The organism is Agrobacterium sp. InxBP2 (assembly GCF_026191755.1).
GTDB lineage: Bacteria > Pseudomonadota > Alphaproteobacteria > Rhizobiales > Rhizobiaceae > Agrobacterium > Agrobacterium pusense.
Genome location: NZ_JAINDY010000034.1, coordinates 143,210 through 164,155 on the forward strand (window position 1 = coordinate 143,210; position 20,946 = coordinate 164,155).

A 20,946-nucleotide genomic window follows, 5' to 3' on the forward strand; every position below is an offset into this window, starting at 1 on the left:
TCCGCAGATATTCCGGGCAAGTTACCTTCCCCCTGTTGGAAAGAGTATCTTTGACATCATAAGTTATGCATGAAAATTATTACTAATAAAAACCATATTGCAAATTTCGAGAAAATTGCGCAAAGTAAAACTAGATTCTGTAGCCCGTTGCTAAATTTAAGGTGGTATAAGCTTAAAGCCTCAAAATCGGTCGTGGATTATGGTGATTTGGGAGCTGAAATTTTTATCATTTGTTGCTTATGAATACTTATTCTAATACATGTTTTTATTGTAAATGGGATAAAAATCAGGCAGAACGCCGATATTTTAGGTGAAGTGTCTTAGATGGATAATTAGTGAAGAATAGTCTTTGAAAGGGACACGATATAAGCAAGATTTAGGTATATACAACGTATCCACCGAATTATAAAAACACCTTTTGGAACACCTATAATAGCCACCATGACCGTCTTTCCGACTGTCATCAGGAGACTTGAGCGTATGGATAACCAATCTCTGTCGGAACATAGCATCGCCGCTGCAGACTTGCTCTCAGCGATGGCGAATCCCAAGCGCCTGATGATCTTATGCACGTTGGTGGATACGGAAGTGCCGGTCGGTGTTCTCGCCTCTCAGGTTGGTCTCAGCCAGTCCGCTCTTTCGCAGCATCTTTCGAAATTGCGGGCCCAGCGGCTGGTAAAGACACGACGGGATGCGCAGACCATCTATTATTCCAGCAACTCCGAATCCGTTAAGAAAATCCTGGCCTCCCTTGAGGAAATTTATTGCCAGGCGCAGAAGAGCAGCAAGACAGCCGCCTGATCCGGGGCCGTCAGGCCTCCGGCAGCATTGAATTGAAACCGGCGCTTGACGCCGGTTTTTCGTTTGTGAGTCACCTGACCGGGCGGGTGGCCCGCAAGGAGCGCGCTGGTCTTTGCGCCGGGTGCGATCAGCGGGCGGGCACAGCCTGCATCTGCTGCTTGAGCAGGGTTGCTGCAGCCGCATATCCGCCGTCAGCGCCGTCCACGAAATGCATGTGATCCCGTGAAAGCGGGGAGGGTACGATACAGGTCATCAATGCGGCGTCCTGCTCATGCAGGCCGAAATAACAGCTTCCAGACAGGCGGCCTTGCTCCAGCCGGTCGCGAATTTTTTCGAGCCTTGCGCCGTCGATATCCACGGTCATCTTCAAACCGTCGTCGAATTTCCTGAAATCGGTATTGCTGGCGACGGAGCGCCGATAGCGCTCCGCATTGAACCGTCCGAGCGAAAGACCCGTCAAGCCGAGCAAATTGATAAGCAGGGTCTCGCCGAGAATACGGGACGAACGGCGCAACTGGCCCCAGACGTCGCGATGGGCCGCTCCTGCTCGTGCCTCGAGATTCAGTCCCTCCCGCACGAAACCGAGCTTCGGGCCCTCCTCTGGCACGGGGTGGCCATGCCTTCCGTCCTGCTCGGCCAGATCGACAAGATCGGTAACAAGCTTCCGGAATGCCGGCATGTCCCGCGACGGCCCCGGCACCGCTATGATGGATACAACCTTGCCACGGGTCGCCGGAATGGGATTCCAGCGGCATGAGAGGCCGGTCAGATCCGGGCGTTCGCCTGCGGCTGCGGTGGGCAGGATATAAAGGCCTTCCTTCATCCGTGCTTCAGCCCAGCTATTGCCGCCACCTGAAAACATCGCATAGGATACATCGTCGCTTGCCTGAAAACGCGCGACGCGCACATCGAAGCCATTCTCACGAATATCCTCAACCGGAACCAGCGCTACCCGCATCGTAAGGTCGAGATCGTCCTTGACCCAACGCTGAACGGAAGAAAGAGCGGCGCTGGCAAGCGGCAGCCCGCCCGGGGGCACGGTGACGGCGGCGCCATCGCCGCCGAAAACGAAGGGCAGGTCGTGACGTCCGAGACTGTTCGACACACCGGAAATGACCGCCGCGCCGGCCATGTTCACCGCCTTGTATCGGCCGGTCTGGATCGCCGTCGTTGAATCGACGATATCGGCGATGGCAAGCCCCCATCCCGGTGGCAGGGCACGATAAAGCGCCGGATCAACCACGTCCTCAAAGCGCTGGAAAACGGGCAGGCCCGTCAGAAATTCGTCATCTGCTGTGATCATGCCGCGATTATCCTCCAGCGGCGGCCAAACGCCAAGCATTTCCATGGGGCGATACCGTGCTTCGGAGTGATAGGATCATGGCCCGCTTCGCGTTTGATTTACCTCTAATAGACCTAATCCAGCAAAGGTGACTTGCATAGATCATCAATCCTTCCGTATGAGTTGAGTGGAAGGCTCGGAATTCAAAAATGGAACGAGTTTTCGCCGGGAGGCGTCCGATAGTTTCATTCGGTCGGCGCCCATGGCGCTCACCGGGTCCCGCGACCCCCTTTAAGGAGACACCAGGATGAAACTGAAGACATTGACCAGCGTGACGCTTGCAGCGTCCTTCGCATTCGCACCCCTTGCCCATGCCGAAATCGTCATCGGCCTGATTGCGCCGCTTACCGGTCCTGTCGCCGCTTATGGCGACCAGGTCAAGAACGGCGCCCAGACGGCAGTCAATGAAATCAACAAAAAGGGCGGCATCCTCGGCGAACAGGTCGTGCTGAAGCTGGCCGACGATGGCGGCGAGCCGAAGCAGGGCGTTTCAGCCGCGAATCAGCTGGTTGCCGAAGGCATTCACTTCGTCGTCGGTCCGGTGACGTCCGGCGTCGCCATTCCCGCTTCGGACGTCTTTGCCGAAAACGGCGTGCTGATGGTGACGCCGACGGCGACTGCGCCGGGCCTTACCAACCGCGGCCTTTCCAACGTCTTCCGCACCTGCGGTCGCGATGACCAGCAGGCCGAGGTTGCGGCGAAATACGTTCTCGCCAACCTCAAGGACAAGAAGGTCGCCATCATTCACGACAAGGGCGCTTACGGCAAAGGCCTGGCAGATGCCTTCAAGGCGACGCTGAATGCCGGCGGCGTGACCGAAGTTCTCTACGATGCCCTGACGCCGGGCGAAAAGGACCTCGGCGCGCTGACGGCACGTCTGAAGTCCGACAATGCCGAGATCATCTATTTCGGCGGTTACCATCCGGAAGCCGGTCTTCTGGTGCGCCAGTTGAAGGATATCGGCTCCAAGGCTGCCGTTATCGGCGGTGACGGCCTGTCGAACAGCGAGTTCTGGAACATCGGTTCGCAGGCTGGCGAAGGCACGATCTTCACCAATGCTTCCGACGCGCTGAAGAACGCTGATTCCAAGGCTGCTGCGGAAGCGCTGAAGGCCGCCAACATTCCGGCGGAAGCCTTCACGCTTAATGCTTACGCTGCTGTCGAAGTCCTGAAGGCCGGCATCGAAAAGGCTGGTGCCAAGGATTCCGAAGCGGTTGCCAAGGTCCTGAAGAGCGGTGAAGCCTTCCCGACCGCAATTGGCAAGGTCACCTATGGCGAAAGCGGTGACCTGACCTCGCAGACCTTCTCGCTGTTCAAGTGGCAGGACGGCAAGATCGTCGCAGCCGAATAAGCTGACCTTACCGGCCGCACCTGTTGCGGCCGGTTTCATTTATGGCCTGAAGAGGGTGAAGGCAGCATGGCCGATGCCGGGACGCGCATAGACGGAGATATCGCTTTCGAGCGGATATTCCCCATCCTCAGGATGTTCGACGAGGCCAAGGCACGGGAGTTCTATATCGATTTTCTCGGCTTCGAGGTCGAGTGGGAACACCGCTTCGGCGAAAATTTCCCGCTCTACATGCAGATTTCACGCGCCGGAATGGGGCTGCATCTCAGCGGCCACCACGGCGATGCGACGCCGGGCTCCAACGTCTTTGTCACGATGCATGGCGTTCTCGCCTATCAGCGGGAACTGGCGGCAAAGGATTATCGCTTCATGAAGCCCGGCGTTGAAGAACTGCCATGGGGTAATGTGATGGAAGTGACCGATCCCTTCGGCAACCGCATTCGTTTCTGCGAGCAGAAAAGCGGATAGTGATGTTTTGGACGCGAGCGCAAGGCCCTTGACCTTGATCCTCGTTTGAACGATAGAACGCTCAAATAGCGAACCGCGCGCACGGGTACCCCCGTGCGCGCGGTTCGTGCGTTTTGGGACTTGATGATGCAATTCGTTCGCATCCGCACGGGGACAGAAAATGAACGTTGAAGGCAATGCGCTGGTCAGGAAGCTCGCATTCTGGGGCATTCCGCTTTCTTTCGGTGTACTCGGCCTCAAGCTTGTGGCCTGGTGGGTTACCGGCTCGGTCGCGCTGCTGTCCGACGGTCTGGAATCGACCGTCAACGTGGTCGCGGCTTTCATCGCCTATTTCGTCATTCGTTATGCGCAGAAGCCCGCCGATGACGATCACCAGTTCGGCCACCACAAGGCGGAGTATATTTCCGCTGTTGTCGAAGGGGTGCTGATCGTTGTCGCTGCCCTGCTGATCGTGCAGGAGGCCTGGGGCGCACTCTTCAATCCGAGACTGCCGGAAGCGCCTGTACTTGGTCTTGCCATCAATGCCGCGGCCGGGATCATTAACGCTGTCTGGGCGACAATATTGATCCGCGTCGGCAAACAGCATTCTTCGCCGGCGCTTGCGGCCGACGGCCACCACATCATGTCTGATGTCGTGACATCGGCAGGCGTACTTGTCGGCCTCGTCCTGGCATTGCTGACGGGCTATGCCATTCTCGATCCCGCGCTTGCCATTCTCGTGGCCGTCAACATTCTGTTTCAGGGCTCGAAGGTCATCCTGCATTCGCTGGGTGGCCTGATGGACCGGGCAGTGGAGCCCGAGGAGGATGAGGCGATCAAGAAGGCGATCGCAGCCAATTCCGGTGGCATTATCGGTGTCCATGATCTCAGAACCCGCCGCGCCGGTTCGGCCGCCTTCATCGATTTTCACGTCGTCGTTCCTGCCATCATGACGGTGCGTGAGGCGCATGATATTTGCGACCGCCTTGAAGATGCCATAAGGGACGTCATACCGGGCGCCAGCCTTGCCATTCACGTCGAGCCGGAAGGCGAAAAGGCGCATGGCGTCAAAGTGATCGTTTAAAAAACAGGAGTTTTCCATGTCCGTGACGGATGTTTCCGGCCTGTCGCAGCTGGGCACGAAGGTCGATACGCCAGAGAGCCCTGAAAAGGCCGTTCTCGAAAAGGTGCCCAACGGCAATGCCGGCACCGATTATGTCGTGCGCTTTACCGCGCCCGAATTCACCTCGCTTTGCCCGATGACCGGCCAGCCGGATTTCGCCCATATCGTCATCGATTATATTCCCGGCGACTTTCTGGTGGAATCGAAGTCGCTGAAGCTGTTCCTGCAGTCCTTCCGCAACCATGGCGCATTCCATGAGGATTGCTCGGTCTATATTGCCAAGCGCCTTGTGGAATTGCTGCAGCCGAAGTGGCTGCGTATCGGCGCCTACTGGTATCCGCGCGGCGGCATTCCGATCGACGTGTTCTGGCAGACCGGACCGGCGCCCGAGGGCGTATGGCTGCCGGATCAGGGCGTTGCCACTTATCGCGGCCGCGGCTGATCCGGCTCTTTAGGTGATAAAAAGCTCAAACGAACGAGCTGTCGTCGCCTGAGTCGAAATCGGCATCATCGGCGCTGTCGTCGTAATCGGCCTGCTGGATATCGTCGTCATTGTTATCCTGCGGGTTCGCGCTGTCACCATAATAGTTGTTGATGACCGTTTCTTCGACTGGCGCATTGCCAGTGCCGCTATTGCCGCCGAAGGGCGAGCCGAGACCGAGCGACGACATGTGGCTTCCGAAGATGCCGCTCAGCGAATTCGCAAGCAGCATGCCACCTGCAACGCCGGCTGCGGTGCCAAGCGCGCCCTGCAGGAAACCGCCGCCAGATCGGCCGGCTGCTGCGGGCTGCTGACCCCACGGTCCACCGGGCTGCTGCTGGGCTGCCTGCGATCCCCACGGACCGGCCGTCTGGCCAGCGGTATCGTTGCGCCACGAGGCCGGCGCGGCAGCAGCAGGTGCTGGTGTCGGAGCTGGCGGCTGCGGCTGGCCGGTTCCGAAGATGGAACTGAGAAAGCCGCCCTGCGCTGCGGCCTGAGGGGCCGGGTTGGCGCTTTCCAATGCGTGGATGCGCTCTTCGAGCTGCTTGATATGGGCTGCTGCCGCCTCCAGTCCCTTCTCCTGCACGATCACTGCCTGAGCGAGATAATAGGGAGCTGCGGGCTGATCGCGCACGGCGTCTGCGATCAACGTTTCCGCCTCGCGGTCACGCGGGGTGGCGGATGCGGCCTTGGTTCTTTCGAACAGGCCCTTGAGAAGCTGGCTTTCTTCCGGTGACATGTGCTGCCTCCTTACCGTGAAGCGAAATTCTACGATAAGGAGGTAGGCCACAATTTTGGCTTTTCAAAGCGGTCCGAATTTTAAATTTCGGTAATGATCCTCAGCCGCCGAAAGCGAGCGAGAGGCCCGCAATCGCCGTGAGCGCGCCAACCGTGCGGCTGGCGACCGAGCCGAAGCGGGCGATGCCGAGACCGAGGGCGATGCCGGCAAGGTGCAGGATGGCGGTGGCGATCATGAAGCCGATGCCGAATTGCAGCGCGCCCGCGCTGCCGAGTTCGCCGCCATGCGCATGGCCGTGGAAAAGCGCGAAAGCGCCGACAACGGCCGCGGCTGCTGCGGTGGGAAGCTTTGCCGCCATGGCGACCAGAAGGCCAAGGCCGATGACGGAGGCGAGAATGGCGGGCTCGACGAAGGGCAGGTCGATGCCGTAAACCGCCATCAGGAAGCCCACAGCCATGGTGCCGACGAAGGCGGCCGGCACGATCCACAGCGCCCTTCGGTCACTTTGCGCGACAGCAATCTGGGAGGCCCAGATGCCGACCGCCACCATCGCCAGAATATGATCCGCACCGAAGAAGGGGTGAGAGACACCGGCCATGAAGGAGCCGTGTTCTTCCGGGTTCAAATGCGCGAAAGCGGGCAGGGTGGTAAGGCCGAGCGCGGCGGCTGCAAGGCTTAGTCTTTTCAGCATGGTTCCCTCTTAAGATTATCGCCGCTCACCTGCTGTCTTGGGGTTCCGCAGCGTGCGGCACTGCAATGACACGCTGACGATATCGCGAAGACGAACGAGCTGTCCATGCGTCATCTGCCGGGGGTGCTGTTTATTGTTCGGGCGCGAACCTTGTCTTTTTTGCTCATTGCCTTACGTAACAAGTCGCACTATGTCCGAAGGGCATGCACGAATTTTGCTGGAGAGAGCCGTTGATGAACGAAGACGAAGACGACAAGAGCAAGGAACTGCCGATCGGCAAGGAAACGGAAGCGAATCTTTTCAAGTCGCGTTCGATCTTCATCTATGGTGGCATCACGCAGGAACTGGCGCAGAAGGTCTGCACGCAGCTCGTGGCCCTTGCCGCCGCCAGCGACGACGACATCCGCGTTTACGTCAATTCTCCGGGCGGTCATGTCGAATCGGGTGATTCCATCCACGACATGATCAAGTTCATCAAGCCGAAGGTTTACATCATCGGCACGGGCTGGGTCGCTTCCGCCGGCGCGCTGATCTATGTTTCGGTGCCGAAAGAACGTCGCCTTTGCCTCCCGAACACCCGCTTCCTGCTGCACCAACCCTCCGGCGGTACGCGCGGCATGGCGTCCGACATCGAAATCCAGGCCCGCGAAATCATCAAGATGAACCAGCGCCTGATCAAGATCTTCTCCAAGGCCACCGGCCAGAGCGAAGAAAAGATCGCCAAGGATATCGACCGCGATTACTGGCTCGGCGCGGAGGAGGCCAAGGACTATGGCCTCGTCGGCAAGATAGTCGAAAGCCAGTCGGAACTCTAAGTTCCGGATTTTCAGTCGATAAAGCCCGTATCGGTGAAAACCGATGCGGGCTTTTTCCTTTCGGGCCGTTGTTATTTCATCATATCGCAGGCCTTCATCATGTCGGCTTTCTTCATCTTGTCCATTTCCATACCGGCCTTGTGCATGCAGGCCTTCTTGCCGGTCACGGACATGCCATCTTTTTTCATCGTCTCCATTTTCATCGCGTCGGGCTTCGTGGCGTCTGTCTTCATGCCGTCGGCATGGGCGATGCCCGTGAGGGAAACAGTAGAGAGCAGGGAGGCGGCGGCAACGGCGGTGAAAATGCGGGTCATGAAGGGTCTCCTCTGGACGTTATCGAATGTCCGCCGGCATCATGTCGGGGATCACGATTGTCCATTCGGGAGAAATGGGCGGTCGTTACAGCTTCACACGTTTGTGACAACATCTTCGGGCGAGATTTTTCAAACCACCGTGTAACAATATGCTGCCGACCGCGAATAACCCGATAGTGACAATGACAGGCAGCCTTTCAGAAGACACTTTAAAGACGCTGATGCTGCGTTCCCTCGACGGGGACGAAGGCGCCTACAGGCATTTGCTTCATGCCCTGCGCCGGCTGCTGACTGCTTACTACGGTCGGCGCATGGGCGCCGCTTCAAGGGCAGAAGTGGAAGATCTTGTGCAGGAAACGCTATTGTCGCTGCATGCGAAGCGGGCGACCTATGATCGCTCAAGACCGTTCACGGCCTGGTTTTTTTCGATAGCGCGCTACAAGCTCATCGATCACTATCGCGGCAGGGGCGCGCGCATGCGGGGGGAGGTGGAGCTGGATGAGACCCTGGAGGCGGATTGGTCTGTCGACGCCGTCACCGCGCGGATGGATGTCGAACGGTTGCTCGAGGATTTGCCGGAGCGGCAACGCGAGCTCATTCGCAGCGTGAAGCTTGAAGGGCAGTCCATTGCCGAAGCGGCAAAAAAAACCGGCCAGACCGAGCTTGCGGCACGAGTCGGCATTCACAGGACATTAAAAACCCTGGCGGCGAAGTTGCGAGGCGACACGTGAAGAAGACGGAAGATATTATCGAGCGACTGGCAGCAGATCTCAGGCCCGTTCCGGCTTTTGCGCTCGAGCGTCGGCTGGCCTTTGCAGCCCTGCCGGCGATTGGCGTTTCACTTCTGCTGATGTTCATCATTTTGGGACCGCGCGGCGATATGCGGGATGCGGTGAGCGAGCCAGCTTTCTGGGTGAAGTCTTTCTACAATGCCCTGCTGGCGATGGTCGCTTTTTTCGCGGTCAGGCGTCTTGCCCGGCCGGAGGGAGAAAGAAGCTGCCTGTTTGTCGGGATCGCGGTGATCGTTTCGGCAATGGCGGTGATGGCCTTCGTGCAGCTGGGATTTGCCCTGCCTGAAGCTTACCGCAGGCTCATCCTGGGTTCTTCAGCCCTGCATTGCCCGCTCTTGATCGTCGCCTTTTCTGTTCCGGTGTTTTTTGCGAATTTTGCCGCTCTCAAACGATCTGCTCCTGCCGATCCCGCCCTGGCAGGTTTTGCTGCGGGACTTGCGGCCGGAGCGGCCGGAGCCTGGGTCTATTCCTGGTTCTGCAGCGAAAACGGCCTGGCCTTCGTGCTGATCTGGTATTCGCTGGGTATTCTCCTCACCGGTCTGATCGGGGCCTTCGCCGGTTCACGTCTTCTCCGCTGGTGAAGGCAGGTTTCCTGTTGTGTCGTGTCCGCTCATGCCGGCCCTGTGGGCTGTCAGGGGCCGGCACGATCCTTATCGTGTGTTACTGACCGAGGTTTGCCGGCACTGCGAAGGCTGCAAACTGGGTGAACTGCTTGCCCGGGTTGAAATTATCGTCCGAGGCGATGACAAAGAGCTGTTTGCCATCCACGACCGGTCCAAAAGCAAGGCTTTCGATATTGTCTATGTCGAGGCCGAAGTCGCCTTCCCTGATTTCGAACCATGCCGATTTGGAAACGGCGGCCACGGATGCCGGATCGATCCTGTCCTTGCCGAGAATATTCTCGGCGCGGGAGAGGTCGACGACGAAGAAGCGGATATGGTTGCCGACCCCGGAGGCGAAATTGCGCTCGACGGCGACGAGGCGCCCGTCCGGCAGGGCCGCAAGAGCGGAGAGGCCATTGTCATTGTATTTCGGCTCGGCGGCTGTCGGTGTGTTGGAGATCGCCTCCGTCACATAGACATGTTCAGCGACCGGCTTCAGGGTCGCGGTATCGATGACGAGAATACGGGCCGGGCTGCCCGCCTGCGGCGTCGCCTTCGGACCATCCTGAGTGAGCGCATTTTCGGTGGCGGCGATCAGTCTGCCAGGTGTCAACGTCAGGCCTTCGAAGCCAAGATTGTTTTGCACGCCCCTGGTCTTCGCGTCATCGATGAGATAGGCGTCGGGCAGCGCCAGCCGTTTGACATCGCTTCCATCGAGGTTTGACACATAAATCGCCGGCTGGTTTTTCAGGTCGCGTTCCGAAGACCAATAGAGCTTGCCGCCCTTGCGGTCGAGTGTGATGCCTTCCGCGTCGATGCCTTTGGGAGCGAAGGCCGCGCCGGTCTCATCCTTCAATTCATGCATGGCGGCGATATTGAGGGTGGCGACGCCTTCCGACACCGCCAGTTCCAGCTCGTAATAACGGGCCGGGCCCTTTTCCACGCGGTCGTCGGAAATTGCGAGATAACGCCCGGTTTCGCTGTCGAAAGCGAGATCGGAGATCCCGCCGAAGGTGACGCCATCGATGGCGAGGCCGGAGGGAACGACGATCTGGCCCAGAAAGGCCGGCTGCGGCAGGGTCTGGGCAGCCGCCGGAAGGGCTGCAAAACCCAGGGCTGCAACGGTGACGATACGAAACATGAAGCTCCCTCCTGTGGCGGATGATCCGTTGCGATGCAGGGAGGATTAGCGTGCTGCCGCTAAACTTTGATGACGTTTTCCATGCCGGCGTACCCGAAGCCTGGCGGTTCATCTTGCCAAGCCCCGTCTTTTTTGATCCTGAATATAGCCATGCTTCATCCAGAGCGTGCTGCTATCTTCAGATTCGCGCTTCACGCTTCAAATTTGTTCGTGTCCGTCGCCAGTGCAGATCGCTGCGGTTTCTTGCGACGGGCAGCAGGCCGCAGAGTGCTTCATGCTGAGAGATTTTTCCGTCCAGAGCCTGTTCATGGGCTGCCTCACCGCCTTTGTCGGTTTCGCCAGTTCCTTTGCCGTCGTGCTGCAGGGCCTCAAAGCCGTGGGCGCGACCGATTTCGAGGCCGCGTCTGGACTGATGGCGCTTTCGGTGGCGATGGGGCTTTGCGCCATCGTTCTTTCCGTCGCCACCCGGCTGCCGGTCAGCATTGCATGGTCGACGCCGGGCGCCGCACTTCTGGCCACGACGGGCGTGATCGAGGGCGGTTTTCCTGCGGCTGTCGGCGGCTTCATTGTCTGCGCCGTCCTGATCATCGTTGCCGGCCTGTTCAAGCCGCTCGGTCGGGCGGTTGCCTCCATTCCGGCGCCACTCGCCAATGCCATGCTGTCGGGTGTCATCATCGGCCTGTGTTTCGCCCCGATCAAGGCGATCGGCTTCAACCCGGCGCTTGGCCTGCCGATCATTCTGGCGTGGATTGTCGTGGGGGCTTTCAGGCGGCTGTTTGCAGTACCTGCGGCCCTTGCCGCCTTCGTGCTGGTGATGATTTTCGGCGTCGATATTCCGGCGGGTGCGTTCGATAGCGTCGCGCAATCGCTGACGCCGCCGATGGAATGGGTAACGCCCGTCTTCAGCCTGCATGCCGTCGTCTCCATCGCGCTGCCGCTCTTCATTGTCACCATGGCCTCGCAGAATATTCCCGGCATTGCGGTGCTGAAGGTCAATCACTACGACCCGCAGCCCGGCCCGCTTTTCGCCGCGACCGGCTTTTTCTCGCTGCTTTCCGCGCCCTTTGGCGGCCATGCGGTCAATCTTGCGGCAATAACGGCGGCGATGTGCGCGGGCGAGGATGCCCATCCCGATCCAAAGCGGCGCTACTGGGCGGCGATCATCGGCGGTGTCGGCTATGTTATTTTCGGTCTGCTAGCCGGCGTGGTCACGGCCTTCGTGGCGCTTGCGCCGCCCATCCTCATTCAGGCGGTGGCGGGGCTGGCGCTGGTCGGCGCCTTTTCCGGCTCAGCGGTCGCCGCGTTCAAGGACCCCGAAACCCGCGAGGCTGCGGCCATCACTTTCCTCATCACGGCCTCCGGCCTCTCCTTCGGCGGCGTTTCCGGCGCTTTCTGGGGCTTGATCGGCGGCGGGTTGATGATGGCGTTGCAACGGTTGGTAAGGCGTGGTTAGATAGTGGAAATGGTATAGTTTTTATATTATATTCTCATGGAATTCGAATTTGATCCGGCCAAGAGCGCTGGCAATAAAGACAAGCACGGGATTGATTTTGTCGATGCTCAGGCGTTGTGGCACGACAAATTCGGTTTGACCGTTACCGCGCTGGGCGTCGGTGAAGAGCGGTTTGCGCTCATCGCTCTTCTCGGCGGCAAATTATGGCTCGCAGTGCATACGCTGCGGGATGGGCGTATTCGAATCATTTCCGTTCGGCGCGCCCGTGAGTTAGAGAGGCATCATTATGAAGACAATAAGCGCAGAAGAATTCGACAGAATGGCTGATGATGGCGAGGACATCGGTGAGTATCTCGACTGGACAACGGCGCGGCATCTGAATATCGAGCCCAAACGTGTCAACATCGATTTTCCGACGTGGGTCGTCAACGACCTGGACAATGAGGCTCGGAGACTTGGGGTGACCCGGCAGTCGCTTGTCAAATTGTGGATCGCGGAAAGGCTTGAGATCGGCCGACACGCAAAATAGGCCTGCACCGCACAAGATCACTTGTCAGACCGCCAGCCGCTGTTTATACACATCGCCATGAGCAACAGCATCGCAACCATTTCCGGCATGAGCGCGCAGATTTCTGCGAAGGCCTCGCCGTGCGGTGCACTCTCGCTTCTTAGCCTCGACCTTACACGCGGTTGCCGGGTCCAGTGAGGAGCGCCCGGCGGCCGAAAGCCCGCTGGTGCAAACGCTCCTCATCTCGAAATCTCATTTTATACTGGATTTAGGCCATCAAGGGCCGCGCATCCGCCGATGGCTTGAAGAAGCCCGCGGATGGCGCAAGGAGGAAGCGACATGGACGCCAAGACCACCACTGTTTCCAAGGGCATGACCGACGCGAGCGTGAAGTATCGCCCTTATCCCACGATCAACATCCCCGACCGCACCTGGCCTTCCAAGACGATCACCAAGGCGCCGATCTGGTGTTCGGTGGACCTGCGCGACGGTAATCAGTCGCTGGTCAACCCCATGGGTCACGACCGCAAGGCCCGCATGTTCAAGCTGCTGCTCGAAATGGGTTTCAAGGAAATCGAGATCGGTTTCCCTTCCGCGTCGCAGACGGATTTCGATTTCGCCCGCTGGTGCGTGGAAGAGGGCAATGTGCCCGATGACGTCTCGTTGCAGGTTTTGGTGCAATGCCGCCCGGAACTGATCACCCGCACCTTCGAAGCGCTGGAAGGCGCCAACAAGCCGATCATCCATTTCTACAATTCGACATCGGAACTGCAGCGCCGCGTGGTGTTCGGCAAGGATGTGCACGGTATCAAGCAGATCGCGGTCGATGCGGCCAAGATGATCACCGACATGGCGGCCAAGGCTGGCGGCGGTTACCGTTTCGAATATTCTCCAGAAAGCTTTACCGGAACCGAGCTGGAAGTGGCGCTGGAAATCTGCAACGCCGTGGTCGAGGTTGTGAAGCCGACGGCCGACAACAAGCTGATCTTGAACCTGCCATCGACGGTGGAAATGGCGACGCCGAACATCTATGCCGACCAGATCGAATGGATGTGCCGCAATATCGACAACCGCGAAAACGTCATCATCTCGCTCCACCCGCACAATGACCGCGGCACGGGCATTGCGGCGACCGAGTTGGGCCTGATGGCGGGTGCGGACCGCGTTGAAGGCACCCTGTTCGGCAATGGTGAGCGCACCGGCAATGTCGATGTCGTGACGCTGGCGCTGAACATGTATACGCAGGGTGTGGATCCTGAGCTGGACTGCCGCGATATCGAGCGCATCAAGGCGGTCTATGAATATTCCAACGAGATGACGATCCCCGAGCGCCACCCTTACGTGGGCGAACTGGTCTACACGGCGTTTTCCGGCTCGCATCAGGACGCCATCAACAAGGGCATGAAGGCGATCAAGGTTGCCAATCATCCCGTCTGGGAAGTGCCGTATCTGCCGATCGATCCAAAGGATGTGGGACGCTCCTACGAGGCGATCATCCGCATCAACTCGCAATCCGGCAAGGGTGGCATCGCCTATATCCTCCAGCAGGATTACGGCATCAACCTGCCGCGCAATTTGCAGGTGGAGTTCCGCGAGGATATCCAGCGCATCACCGATGAAGAGGGTGTCGAGCTGCCGGCCAAGCGCATCTATGAGCGCTTTATCGAGCGCTACGTGACGCAGCCGAATGCGCGCCTCAAATTCGTCGATCACCACACCTATCCGGCCGGCGATTTCAAGGGCGTGCGCATCGTTGCCGCGGAGATCACCGACAATGGTGAGGTGAAGCGCATTGAAGGCAAGGGGACCGGTCCGATCGACGGGTTCATCAATGCGCTGTCGGTTTATCTCGGCATTGATCTCTCGGTGAACGATTATTCCGAGCACTCGCTGCAGCACGGCTCGAATGCCTCGGCCATCGCTTATGTCGAGATGGAACATCCGGGCGGCAAGCTGTTCGGGGCAGGGGTGAATACGAATATCGTTGCGGCTTCGCTGGAAGCGATCGTTTCTGCGGCCAACCGAGTGTTGGAAGAGCGGGCGAAGTAAGGCTTGCGTTGAGGGTGGGGCAAAGCACCCCCCTCTGCCCTGCCGGGCATCTCCCCCTCAAGGGGGGAGATCGAATCGCGGACAGGTCTCGCCCATCTCAACGTTTGTGAATGAAATGGCGGTAGCGCTTCCTGCTGATCTTCCCCTTGGGGGAGATGCCCGGCAGGGCAGAGGGGGGTAGCCCCAACCTCCTACCTCTCAATCCTCCGGGCTCTGCTCCGCAGGCCGCGAAAACCCCAGCGGCCGCCCGTTTTCATAAAATACCCTGATATCCTCAAGCGCGACACCGGTTGCCGTCTCATTGAGGCTGTGCCGCTCGCAGGTCACGTTCCAGGTGCCGGGACCGCCGGAGATGTTGAAGAGATTATAGGCCGCGCGCGGTTTTTCCCCACCGGGCCCCTGGCTGGCAGAGGCGATGCCGACCACGGGAATGTGGTCTTCACCATGGTGCGTGTTCAGCCAATAGACTGTGTTCAAATGTGTATGGCCATGCAGCACGAGCTCCGCACCGCCGACGCCTAGCGCCGCGGCGAAACGGCGTATGCCGATCATGCGCTTGTGCGTTGGGGCGGCGCCACGGATCGGCGGGTGGTGGATCATCACGACGCGGAACAGCCCCTGTTCCCCGGCTTTTTTCAACAGTTCCGCGGTGGCGCGCGCCTGCCGGTTGCCGAAATAGCCGGTGGCCGAGAAAGGTGGCGTCGCAATCGAGGTGGAGCAGCCGATCAGCGCGATGGGGCCGCGCACGCGCATATAGGGGAATATCTTGCGGTCGTCGTCCCACTCGGCAGGGTCGCCATCGCCACGAACATAGGGGTACCAGGCCTGCATGGCCTTGTCATGCGCGCCGGACACATAGGCGTCGTGATTGCCGGGAACGACGGAGGTCTTTTCGGGGTCACCCACCTCTTCCAGCCAGTCGGCGGCGGCGCGAATTTCAATGCCGGTCGCAAGATTGACGAGATCGCCGGTGATAGCCCGATGATCCGGTGATTTTGTCTCCAGATCGTCCAGCAGCTTTTCCAGCGTATCGGTGAAGAGATGCTTGCGGCGGTTGCGATGCCAGTTGACGAAACCGGTGATACGCTTGGATGCAAGTTCGCGAAAAGTGAGTTTTGGAAGTGGCCCCAAATGGACGTCTGAAATATGCGCAAGTTTGAACATGGCGGCAGAGATAACCTATGATATGCCGCACGTCCAACAAAAGCCGGCAGGCGGGGAGAAACAGGGTGAATGACGAGACAACCGGGCGGCAGGCCCGTCCGTTCCATATGCGCGTCTTCATTCGTTTGCTGCATTTCGTTTTTCTGTTCACGCGCGGCGCAACTCTTGGCGTGCGTGCCGCCTGCTATGATGGAACCGGCAGGATTTTCCTCGTCCGCCACACCTATCTGCCGGGCTGGTATCTGCCGGGTGGAGGGGTGGAGCGGGGTGAAACCCTGCTCGCGGCGCTTCACAAGGAAATTCGGGAGGAAGGCAATCTCGAAGCCACGTCAAAGCCTGAGCTTTTCCATGTTTATCTCAATCTGGAAGGCAGCAATCGCGACCATGTCGCGCTTTATCGGCTTGAGGTTACCCAGACCAAGCCGAAAAAGCCGGATCATGAAATCGCCGAAAGCGGCTTTTTCGATCTTTCAAATCTGCCCGAAGGGGTGACGGCCGCAACCCGCCGCCGCCTTGCAGAACTTGCCGGCGAGGCGGCGCTCGCCGATCACTGGTAGCCGTGCCCACCCTCGTCAGGAAAGCGAGTCGCGGCCATGGGCCTTTGTCAGGTCCAGCTCGGGGCCGATGGGCACGATGCCTGTCGGGTTGATGGTGCGGTGGCTGCGGTAATAATGTTCCTTGATATGGCGCATATCGACCGTGTCAGGCACGCCCGGCGTCTGGTAAAGATCGCGCAGGTAACCCGTGAGGTGCGGATAGTCGTGGATGCGGCGGATATTGCACTTGAAATGGCCGACATAGACCGGGTCGAACCGAACCAGCGTGGTGAACAGGCGCCAGTCCGCTTCCGTCTGCTCCGAACCGAACAGGAAACGGCGGTGCTTCAGCCGGTCTTCCAGCATGTCCAGCGTTTCGAAGACCTTGACCGCATTCTGCTGATAGGCATCCTGCGTTGTGGCAAAGCCAGCCTTGTAGACGCCATTATTGACGGTGTCGTAAATCACGTCGTTCAACGCGTCTATTTCGGCGCGCAACGTCTCAGGATAATAATCGGTCTGCGAGCCGGTGAGGTCGTTGAAGGCGGAGTTGAACATGCGGATGATTTCCGCCGATTCGTTGGAAACGATGGTGCCGCGCTTCTTATCCCAGAGCACCGGCACGGTCACGCGGCCGGAATATTTGGGATCCGCTTTGGTGTAGACCTGCCAGAGCGCGGATGAACCGAAGAGGTGATCCTCGGTCGCACCTGGCGTCCGCTCACCTTCAGGCTTAAATTCCCAGCCGTTTTCCAGCATCAAAGGGTCGACAACCGAGACCGAAACAAGCTCTTCCAACTTTTTCAGCTTGCGAAAAATCAGGGTTCGGTGCGCCCAGGGGCAGGCGAAGGAGACATAGAGGTGGTAACGGTCCTTCTCCGCCGCGAAGCCGCCTTCTCCTGAAGGGCCGGGTGCGCCATCCGCCGTTATCCAGTTGCGAAATTGCGAGGCGCTGCGCTTGAAATGCCCCTTGGTTTCCTTGGTGTCGTACCAGACGTCTTTCCATACGCCTTCCACCAGCATGCCCATGACGATCTCCTTGATTGTTTCCTTGGCGGCAATCCTACCCGTTTCACTCGTTGTCGCGAACCCGCAAGGCATTGAACAATGCGTTTCCGTGCTGCAGAGCTGGAATGGGGCCGCGACGAGATTTGTTCTGGACGGGTCGTTATTTTCCTGATAATTGCGATTTTCACAAATCTGAGGAAATTTTTGATTATGATCGAACTACGGATGCTCCGACGACGCTGACGCTCCTGAACGCCCTAACCGGCGCAGCCGTCATCTATTGTCGCATCCGCATTCTGGAAGTTTCGGTCTCTTCATGTCCAAGCACGATCTTGTCTACCTCACCGAGGACGCGTCGCACGACGCCATCATCGAAGTCATCAACGAAGAAGCATTTGGCCCCGGCCGGCACACCCGTGCGGCAGCACGCATCCGCGAGCAGGGTCCGCATGACCGGTCGCTCTCCTTCGTCTGTGCCGATGATGGCGAGACGATTGCCTCGGTGCGCATGACGCCGGTTCTGGCAGGCAATGTGAAGGGTCATATGCTTGGCCCGCTTGCGGTTCGGCCCTCTCACAAGAACAAGGGCATCGGCCGGGAACTCGTCCGGATCGCCATTGCGGCGGCAAGGCGCAAGGGCTCCGAAGCCGTGATACTGATCGGCGATCCGCCCTATTACATGCCGCTCGGGTTCGAGAAGGTCGCTTATGCGGCGCTTGATTTTCCGGGGCCGGTTGATCCGAACCGGGTGCTGGTCGTGCCGCTTGGCAATGACGTGCACCAGCGGCTGAAGGGCAATATCGGCTGGCGCAAATGCGAGGCCGTGATGCCGGCCGCGACAGTGGAAGATGAGGGTTTCGAGGCGCCTCTTCGGGTTTACGGGTGACGGGATATCCGAAGAGCTTTTTGCTTCTTGGCGCAACATAGGCCCCGTCATTCCGGCCTTGAGCCGGAATGCAGCCAGGCCAAGTCTTTGGGCTGAAAAGGACCCTTCCCACGGCGCAGACGCGCCGTGACTGGATCCCGGCTCGAGGCCGGGATGACGGAAGGGGCGTTGCGCGCTATGGCAAACATCGAGACTGCTGTGCACATCTTTTTGTCTGGTAAAATCTTCTTCCAGTAGCCTGTTTCGAAACAACGCGTCTCCCTCCACAGAATTCAATTCCGTTTCCTCCCCCCATACGATAGCAAGTGAAAGTCGGTTTTTGCGAAGGGACGAGGCATGACGGCAATCACCATGAATGATGCGCTGGAGCGCGCGGGCGCAGGCGCCTATCAGCGCAGGCTGATGGGCATATTCGGCCTCGTCTGGGCGGCGGATGCCATGCAGGTTCTGGCCGTCGGTTTCACTGCGGCCTCAATTGCCGCAACCTTTGGGCTGACGGTGCCGCAGGCGCTGCAGACCGGAACAGCGTTCTTTTTCGGCATGTTGCTGGGTGCTGCGGGTTTCGGACGGCTGGCGGACCGTTACGGCCGTCGCCGGGTGCTAATCGTCACGGTGGCCTGTGATGCCCTGTTCGGCGTGCTTTCGATATTCTCGCCGGATTTCACCATTCTGCTTGTCCTGCGCTTTCTCACCGGGGCCGCCGTGGGCGGCACGCTGCCGGTGGATTATGCGATGATGGCGGAATTCCTGCCCGCCAAGAATCGTGGGCGCTGGCTCGTCTTTCTGGAAGGTTTCTGGGCTGTCGGGACGCTGATCGTGGCGCTTGCAGCCTGGGGTGCCAGCCTTGCCGGTGTTGCCGATGCCTGGCGATATATCTTTGCCGTAACCGCGTTCCCGGCTGTCCTCGGCCTTGGCCTTCGCTTTCTCGTGCCGGAATCGCCGCTTTATCTCCTGCGCACGGGTCGGTCGGAGGAAGCAAAGGCCGTCGTCAACCGTATGCTGGTCACGAATGGCCGCGCTCCGCTCGATGCCGGGACAGCGCTTTTCCAGCCTGAAGTGTCCAAGGGGCAGGGGATATTTTCACCGGCGCTGCGCCAACGCAGCATCATGATCCTCTCAATCTGGTTTCTCGTCTCCGTTTCCTATTACGGCGTCTTCACCTGGATGCCGGCGAAGCTCGCGGGAGATGGCTTCGGTTTCGTGCGCGGTTATGGTTTCCTTGTGCTGGTGGCGCTGGCACAGATCCCCGGTTACGCGCTTGCGGCCTATGGTGTCGAAAAGTGGGGTCGCAAGCCGACGCTGATCGGCTTCTGCCTGCTCTCCGCGCTCGGATGCCTGCTTTTCACGCTTGCTTCCGGCGGTGCGATGATTGCCGCCTCGCTTCTCATCATGAGCTTTGCGTTGCTCGGCACCTGGGGCGCTCTCTATGCATTCACGCCGGAACTTTACCCGACGGAATCACGGGCAACCGGCATGGGTGCCGCAGGGGCGATGGCGCGGCTTGGGGGCCTGCTGGCGCCGTCACTCCTCGGTTATGCCATTGCGCAGGGTTTTGGTGTCGCGATCGGCATATTTGCCGGGCTGCTGGTACTGGCCGCCATTGCGGCGACGATGATCAATGCGGAAACGCGCCAGGTGGCGCTGACATAGGGTGTCAGTGCGGGACGATGGCCTGACCCTTGAGGATCAGGCCATTCTGTTCGGCTTTATAGCGTCGTGTAATTCACCGGCAGCCAATCATAATTGGTGCTGTCGGTGCGCACATGACCGATGCCGGGGAAGGCGATATGCGCCCCTGCCACCAGATATTTGCCTTCCACCGCCTGTTTAAATGCCAGATCACGCGTGGCGACGGCTGCCTTCTGATCGACGTCGAATGCGACGGCGACATCGGGTTCATCGAACTGGAGGATATCGCCATGGGTAATATCGCCCCAGAAGACGATTTTCTGGCCGTTGCTTTCGAGAACGACGCCGCTGTGGCCCGGCGTGTGGCCGGCGTAAAGGACTGAACCGAGACCGGGAACCGGCGCGGCATTGTCGCCGAACGTCTCGAACTTGCCGGCATCGATATAGGGCTGGATGCTTTCTTTGGCTTCGGCATAGCCCTTCTTCAGCGCCTCCGGTGCTGCCTTGGCCTTTGCCTCGTCCAGCCAGAAAGTGGCTTCGCGCTTGTTCACGCGCAGGGTCGCGTTGGCGAAGACGCGCTTGCCATCCGCGGAGAGACCGCCCGAATGATCTGTATGGATATGGGTGAGAACGACATCATCTATCTCATCCGCTTTGTAGCCCGAGGCTTCGATATTGGCGACGAGCCTGCCGAGGCTTGGGCCAAGATAGGAGCCGGTGCCGGCATCGATCAGCACCAGCCTGTCACCGGTGTTGACGAGAAACGCATTGACGGACGTGGGCGTCTCTTCCGGAAGGAACGCATCCTGAAGCGCCTTCGTCGCATGTTCCGGTGTGGTGTTGGTGTAAATTTTGGCAAGCGGCAGCGCAATGACCCCGTCCGAAAGCGCAGTAACTTCCACCTTGCCGACCATCAGCCGGTAGAAGCCGGGCGCCTGCGTGGCGACAAGCGGTGCCTTGGCAAATGCGACGGAGGGCGCAACAAAGGGGGCGGCGATGAGGGCGCTGGCGGCGCCTTTGAGAAGTGAGCGACGTGATGGCATTGAAGGCTCCTGGGTTTAGGAATGTCTTGAAACTT

Annotated in this window: 23 protein-coding genes; 15 read left to right on the plus strand and 8 right to left on the minus strand. The window is 59.1% G+C overall.

Features of this window, described 5'->3' with window-relative positions; genetic code table 11:
* Positions 1 to 480: 480 nt before the first annotated feature.
* Positions 481 to 801, plus strand: a complete 321-nt coding sequence (locus K7A42_RS22515) for an ArsR/SmtB family transcription factor (protein WP_003524068.1) — start codon at positions 481 to 483, stop codon at positions 799 to 801.
* 127 nt (positions 802 to 928) lie between these two features.
* Here K7A42_RS22515 and K7A42_RS22520 read toward each other — a convergent pair whose 3' ends face one another.
* The gene (locus K7A42_RS22520; RefSeq protein WP_037089968.1) at positions 929 to 2,104 is read right to left on the minus strand and encodes a DUF3095 domain-containing protein; all 1,176 of its coding nucleotides are present in this window, start codon (positions 2,102 to 2,104) and stop codon (positions 929 to 931) included.
* Between the two features lie 286 nt (positions 2,105 to 2,390).
* On the opposite strand from K7A42_RS22520, the gene K7A42_RS22525 reads away from it, so the two are divergent.
* The 4 genes from K7A42_RS22525 (at position 2,391) to queF (ending at position 5,503) form a co-directional block, all read left to right on the plus strand.
* Positions 2,391 to 3,494, plus strand: coding sequence for a branched-chain amino acid ABC transporter substrate-binding protein (locus K7A42_RS22525; RefSeq protein WP_004443027.1), 1,104 nt, complete (start codon positions 2,391 to 2,393; stop codon positions 3,492 to 3,494).
* 66 nt (positions 3,495 to 3,560) lie between these two features.
* Positions 3,561 to 3,959, plus strand: a complete 399-nt coding sequence (locus K7A42_RS22530) for a glyoxalase superfamily protein (protein ID WP_006699433.1) — start codon at positions 3,561 to 3,563, stop codon at positions 3,957 to 3,959.
* Between the two features lie 160 nt (positions 3,960 to 4,119).
* Positions 4,120 to 5,022: a cation diffusion facilitator family transporter gene (locus K7A42_RS22535; RefSeq protein WP_004443025.1), complete on the plus strand. Its 903-nt coding sequence runs from the start codon at positions 4,120 to 4,122 to the stop codon at positions 5,020 to 5,022.
* A gap of 16 nt (positions 5,023 to 5,038) precedes the next feature.
* Entirely contained in the window at positions 5,039 to 5,503 is a 465-nt protein-coding gene (queF, locus tag K7A42_RS22540) for a preQ(1) synthase (protein ID WP_004430149.1), read from the plus strand.
* 25 nt (positions 5,504 to 5,528) lie between these two features.
* Here the strand turns inward: queF and K7A42_RS22545 are convergent, their stop codons facing one another.
* Complete coding sequence (locus tag K7A42_RS22545) at positions 5,529 to 6,281, minus strand: DUF2076 domain-containing protein (RefSeq protein WP_184288160.1); 753 nt, start codon at positions 6,279 to 6,281, stop codon at positions 5,529 to 5,531.
* Between the two features lie 100 nt (positions 6,282 to 6,381).
* Positions 6,382 to 6,972 (minus strand): HupE/UreJ family protein, encoded by a 591-nt coding sequence (locus tag K7A42_RS22550; RefSeq protein WP_004443023.1) that lies wholly within the window; start codon positions 6,970 to 6,972, stop codon positions 6,382 to 6,384.
* A gap of 233 nt (positions 6,973 to 7,205) precedes the next feature.
* Here K7A42_RS22550 and K7A42_RS22555 point away from each other — a divergent pair, with 233 nt between their 5' ends.
* On the plus strand, positions 7,206 to 7,787 hold the full coding sequence (locus tag K7A42_RS22555; RefSeq protein WP_003523060.1) for an ATP-dependent Clp protease proteolytic subunit: 582 nt from the start codon (positions 7,206 to 7,208) through the stop codon (positions 7,785 to 7,787).
* Positions 7,788 to 7,858: 71 nt separating this feature from the next.
* Here K7A42_RS22555 and K7A42_RS22560 read toward each other — a convergent pair whose 3' ends face one another.
* Positions 7,859 to 8,101, minus strand: a complete 243-nt coding sequence (locus K7A42_RS22560; RefSeq protein ID WP_282455920.1) for a pentapeptide MXKDX repeat protein — start codon at positions 8,099 to 8,101, stop codon at positions 7,859 to 7,861.
* Between the two features lie 182 nt (positions 8,102 to 8,283).
* On the opposite strand from K7A42_RS22560, the gene K7A42_RS22565 reads away from it, so the two are divergent.
* Together K7A42_RS22565 and K7A42_RS22570 are read left to right on the plus strand one after the other, a co-directional pair.
* Positions 8,284 to 8,832 carry a sigma-70 family RNA polymerase sigma factor gene (locus K7A42_RS22565; RefSeq protein WP_006699438.1) on the plus strand — a complete coding sequence of 183 codons (549 nt, stop codon included), beginning with the start codon at positions 8,284 to 8,286 and terminating at the stop codon, positions 8,830 to 8,832.
* Positions 8,829 to 9,473, plus strand: a complete 645-nt coding sequence (locus K7A42_RS22570) for an NrsF family protein (RefSeq protein ID WP_282455921.1) — start codon at positions 8,829 to 8,831, stop codon at positions 9,471 to 9,473. The genes K7A42_RS22565 and K7A42_RS22570 overlap by 4 nt, the downstream gene beginning before the upstream one ends.
* 79 nt (positions 9,474 to 9,552) lie before the next feature.
* Here the strand turns inward: K7A42_RS22570 and K7A42_RS22575 are convergent, their stop codons facing one another.
* The gene (locus K7A42_RS22575; RefSeq protein ID WP_282455922.1) at positions 9,553 to 10,635 is read right to left on the minus strand and encodes an esterase-like activity of phytase family protein; all 1,083 of its coding nucleotides are present in this window, start codon (positions 10,633 to 10,635) and stop codon (positions 9,553 to 9,555) included.
* A 274-nt stretch (positions 10,636 to 10,909) separates the two neighbouring features.
* Between K7A42_RS22575 and K7A42_RS22580 the strand changes: the two genes are divergently transcribed.
* From K7A42_RS22580 to leuA, 4 genes are all read left to right on the plus strand, one after another.
* On the plus strand, positions 10,910 to 12,088 hold the full coding sequence (locus K7A42_RS22580; protein WP_282455923.1) for a benzoate/H(+) symporter BenE family transporter: 1,179 nt from the start codon (positions 10,910 to 10,912) through the stop codon (positions 12,086 to 12,088).
* Positions 12,089 to 12,124: 36 nt separating this feature from the next.
* A complete protein-coding gene (locus K7A42_RS22585; RefSeq protein ID WP_004443015.1) occupies positions 12,125 to 12,415 on the plus strand; it encodes a BrnT family toxin in 291 nt (96 codons plus the stop codon).
* Positions 12,375 to 12,617, plus strand: coding sequence for a type II toxin-antitoxin system BrnA family antitoxin (brnA, locus tag K7A42_RS22590; RefSeq protein ID WP_004443014.1), 243 nt, complete (start codon positions 12,375 to 12,377; stop codon positions 12,615 to 12,617). The genes K7A42_RS22585 and brnA overlap by 41 nt, the downstream gene beginning before the upstream one ends.
* Before the next feature lie 318 nt (positions 12,618 to 12,935).
* Positions 12,936 to 14,645, plus strand: a complete 1,710-nt coding sequence (gene leuA / locus K7A42_RS22595; protein WP_006699443.1) for a 2-isopropylmalate synthase — start codon at positions 12,936 to 12,938, stop codon at positions 14,643 to 14,645.
* Positions 14,646 to 14,843: 198 nt separating this feature from the next.
* Here leuA and K7A42_RS22600 read toward each other — a convergent pair whose 3' ends face one another.
* Positions 14,844 to 15,809 carry a metallophosphoesterase family protein gene (locus K7A42_RS22600; protein ID WP_282455924.1) on the minus strand — a complete coding sequence of 322 codons (966 nt, stop codon included), beginning with the start codon at positions 15,807 to 15,809 and terminating at the stop codon, positions 14,844 to 14,846.
* A gap of 65 nt (positions 15,810 to 15,874) precedes the next feature.
* Here K7A42_RS22600 and K7A42_RS22605 point away from each other — a divergent pair, with 65 nt between their 5' ends.
* Positions 15,875 to 16,366, plus strand: coding sequence for an NUDIX domain-containing protein (locus K7A42_RS22605; protein WP_004443008.1), 492 nt, complete (start codon positions 15,875 to 15,877; stop codon positions 16,364 to 16,366).
* Positions 16,367 to 16,381: 15 nt separating this feature from the next.
* Here the strand turns inward: K7A42_RS22605 and K7A42_RS22610 are convergent, their stop codons facing one another.
* On the minus strand, positions 16,382 to 17,374 hold the full coding sequence (locus K7A42_RS22610; protein WP_004443005.1) for a glutathione S-transferase family protein: 993 nt from the start codon (positions 17,372 to 17,374) through the stop codon (positions 16,382 to 16,384).
* 295 nt (positions 17,375 to 17,669) lie between these two features.
* On the opposite strand from K7A42_RS22610, the gene K7A42_RS22615 reads away from it, so the two are divergent.
* Positions 17,670 to 18,239 (plus strand): GNAT family N-acetyltransferase, encoded by a 570-nt coding sequence (locus tag K7A42_RS22615; RefSeq protein ID WP_107339111.1) that lies wholly within the window; start codon positions 17,670 to 17,672, stop codon positions 18,237 to 18,239.
* Positions 18,240 to 18,575: 336 nt separating this feature from the next.
* Positions 18,576 to 19,889: an MFS transporter gene (locus tag K7A42_RS22620; protein ID WP_112554104.1), complete on the plus strand. Its 1,314-nt coding sequence runs from the start codon at positions 18,576 to 18,578 to the stop codon at positions 19,887 to 19,889.
* A gap of 56 nt (positions 19,890 to 19,945) precedes the next feature.
* Here the strand turns inward: K7A42_RS22620 and K7A42_RS22625 are convergent, their stop codons facing one another.
* Entirely contained in the window at positions 19,946 to 20,911 is a 966-nt protein-coding gene (locus K7A42_RS22625) for an MBL fold metallo-hydrolase (RefSeq protein WP_282455925.1), read from the minus strand.
* Positions 20,912 to 20,946 lie beyond the last annotated feature (35 nt).

Bases quoted from the DNA above. Each gene is read 5' to 3' on its own strand.
- K7A42_RS22545 (WP_184288160.1), bottom strand. From the start codon at position 6,281: ATGTCACCGGAAGAAAGCCAGCTTCTCAAGGGCCTGTTCGAAAGAACC.
- K7A42_RS22560 (WP_282455920.1), bottom strand. From the start codon at position 8,101: ATGACCCGCATTTTCACCGCCGTTGCCGCCGCCTCCCTGCTCTCTACT.
- queF (WP_004430149.1), top strand. From the start codon at position 5,039: ATGTCCGTGACGGATGTTTCCGGCCTGTCGCAGCTGGGCACGAAGGTC.
- K7A42_RS22625 (WP_282455925.1), bottom strand. From the start codon at position 20,911: ATGCCATCACGTCGCTCACTTCTCAAAGGCGCCGCCAGCGCCCTCATC.
- K7A42_RS22575 (WP_282455922.1), bottom strand. From the start codon at position 10,635: ATGTTTCGTATCGTCACCGTTGCAGCCCTGGGTTTTGCAGCCCTTCCG.
- K7A42_RS22580 (WP_282455923.1), top strand. From the start codon at position 10,910: ATGCTGAGAGATTTTTCCGTCCAGAGCCTGTTCATGGGCTGCCTCACC.
- K7A42_RS22620 (WP_112554104.1), top strand. From the start codon at position 18,576: ATGACGGCAATCACCATGAATGATGCGCTGGAGCGCGCGGGCGCAGGC.
- K7A42_RS22585 (WP_004443015.1), top strand. From the start codon at position 12,125: ATGGAATTCGAATTTGATCCGGCCAAGAGCGCTGGCAATAAAGACAAG.
- K7A42_RS22610 (WP_004443005.1), bottom strand. From the start codon at position 17,374: ATGGGCATGCTGGTGGAAGGCGTATGGAAAGACGTCTGGTACGACACC.
- K7A42_RS22520 (WP_037089968.1), bottom strand. From the start codon at position 2,104: ATGATCACAGCAGATGACGAATTTCTGACGGGCCTGCCCGTTTTCCAG.
- K7A42_RS22535 (WP_004443025.1), top strand. From the start codon at position 4,120: ATGAACGTTGAAGGCAATGCGCTGGTCAGGAAGCTCGCATTCTGGGGC.
- brnA (WP_004443014.1), top strand. From the start codon at position 12,375: ATGAAGACAATAAGCGCAGAAGAATTCGACAGAATGGCTGATGATGGC.
- leuA (WP_006699443.1), top strand. From the start codon at position 12,936: ATGGACGCCAAGACCACCACTGTTTCCAAGGGCATGACCGACGCGAGC.
- K7A42_RS22525 (WP_004443027.1), top strand. From the start codon at position 2,391: ATGAAACTGAAGACATTGACCAGCGTGACGCTTGCAGCGTCCTTCGCA.
- K7A42_RS22615 (WP_107339111.1), top strand. From the start codon at position 17,670: ATGTCCAAGCACGATCTTGTCTACCTCACCGAGGACGCGTCGCACGAC.
- K7A42_RS22515 (WP_003524068.1), top strand. From the start codon at position 481: ATGGATAACCAATCTCTGTCGGAACATAGCATCGCCGCTGCAGACTTG.
- K7A42_RS22530 (WP_006699433.1), top strand. From the start codon at position 3,561: ATGGCCGATGCCGGGACGCGCATAGACGGAGATATCGCTTTCGAGCGG.
- K7A42_RS22600 (WP_282455924.1), bottom strand. From the start codon at position 15,809: ATGTTCAAACTTGCGCATATTTCAGACGTCCATTTGGGGCCACTTCCA.
- K7A42_RS22550 (WP_004443023.1), bottom strand. From the start codon at position 6,972: ATGCTGAAAAGACTAAGCCTTGCAGCCGCCGCGCTCGGCCTTACCACC.
- K7A42_RS22565 (WP_006699438.1), top strand. From the start codon at position 8,284: ATGACAGGCAGCCTTTCAGAAGACACTTTAAAGACGCTGATGCTGCGT.
- K7A42_RS22555 (WP_003523060.1), top strand. From the start codon at position 7,206: ATGAACGAAGACGAAGACGACAAGAGCAAGGAACTGCCGATCGGCAAG.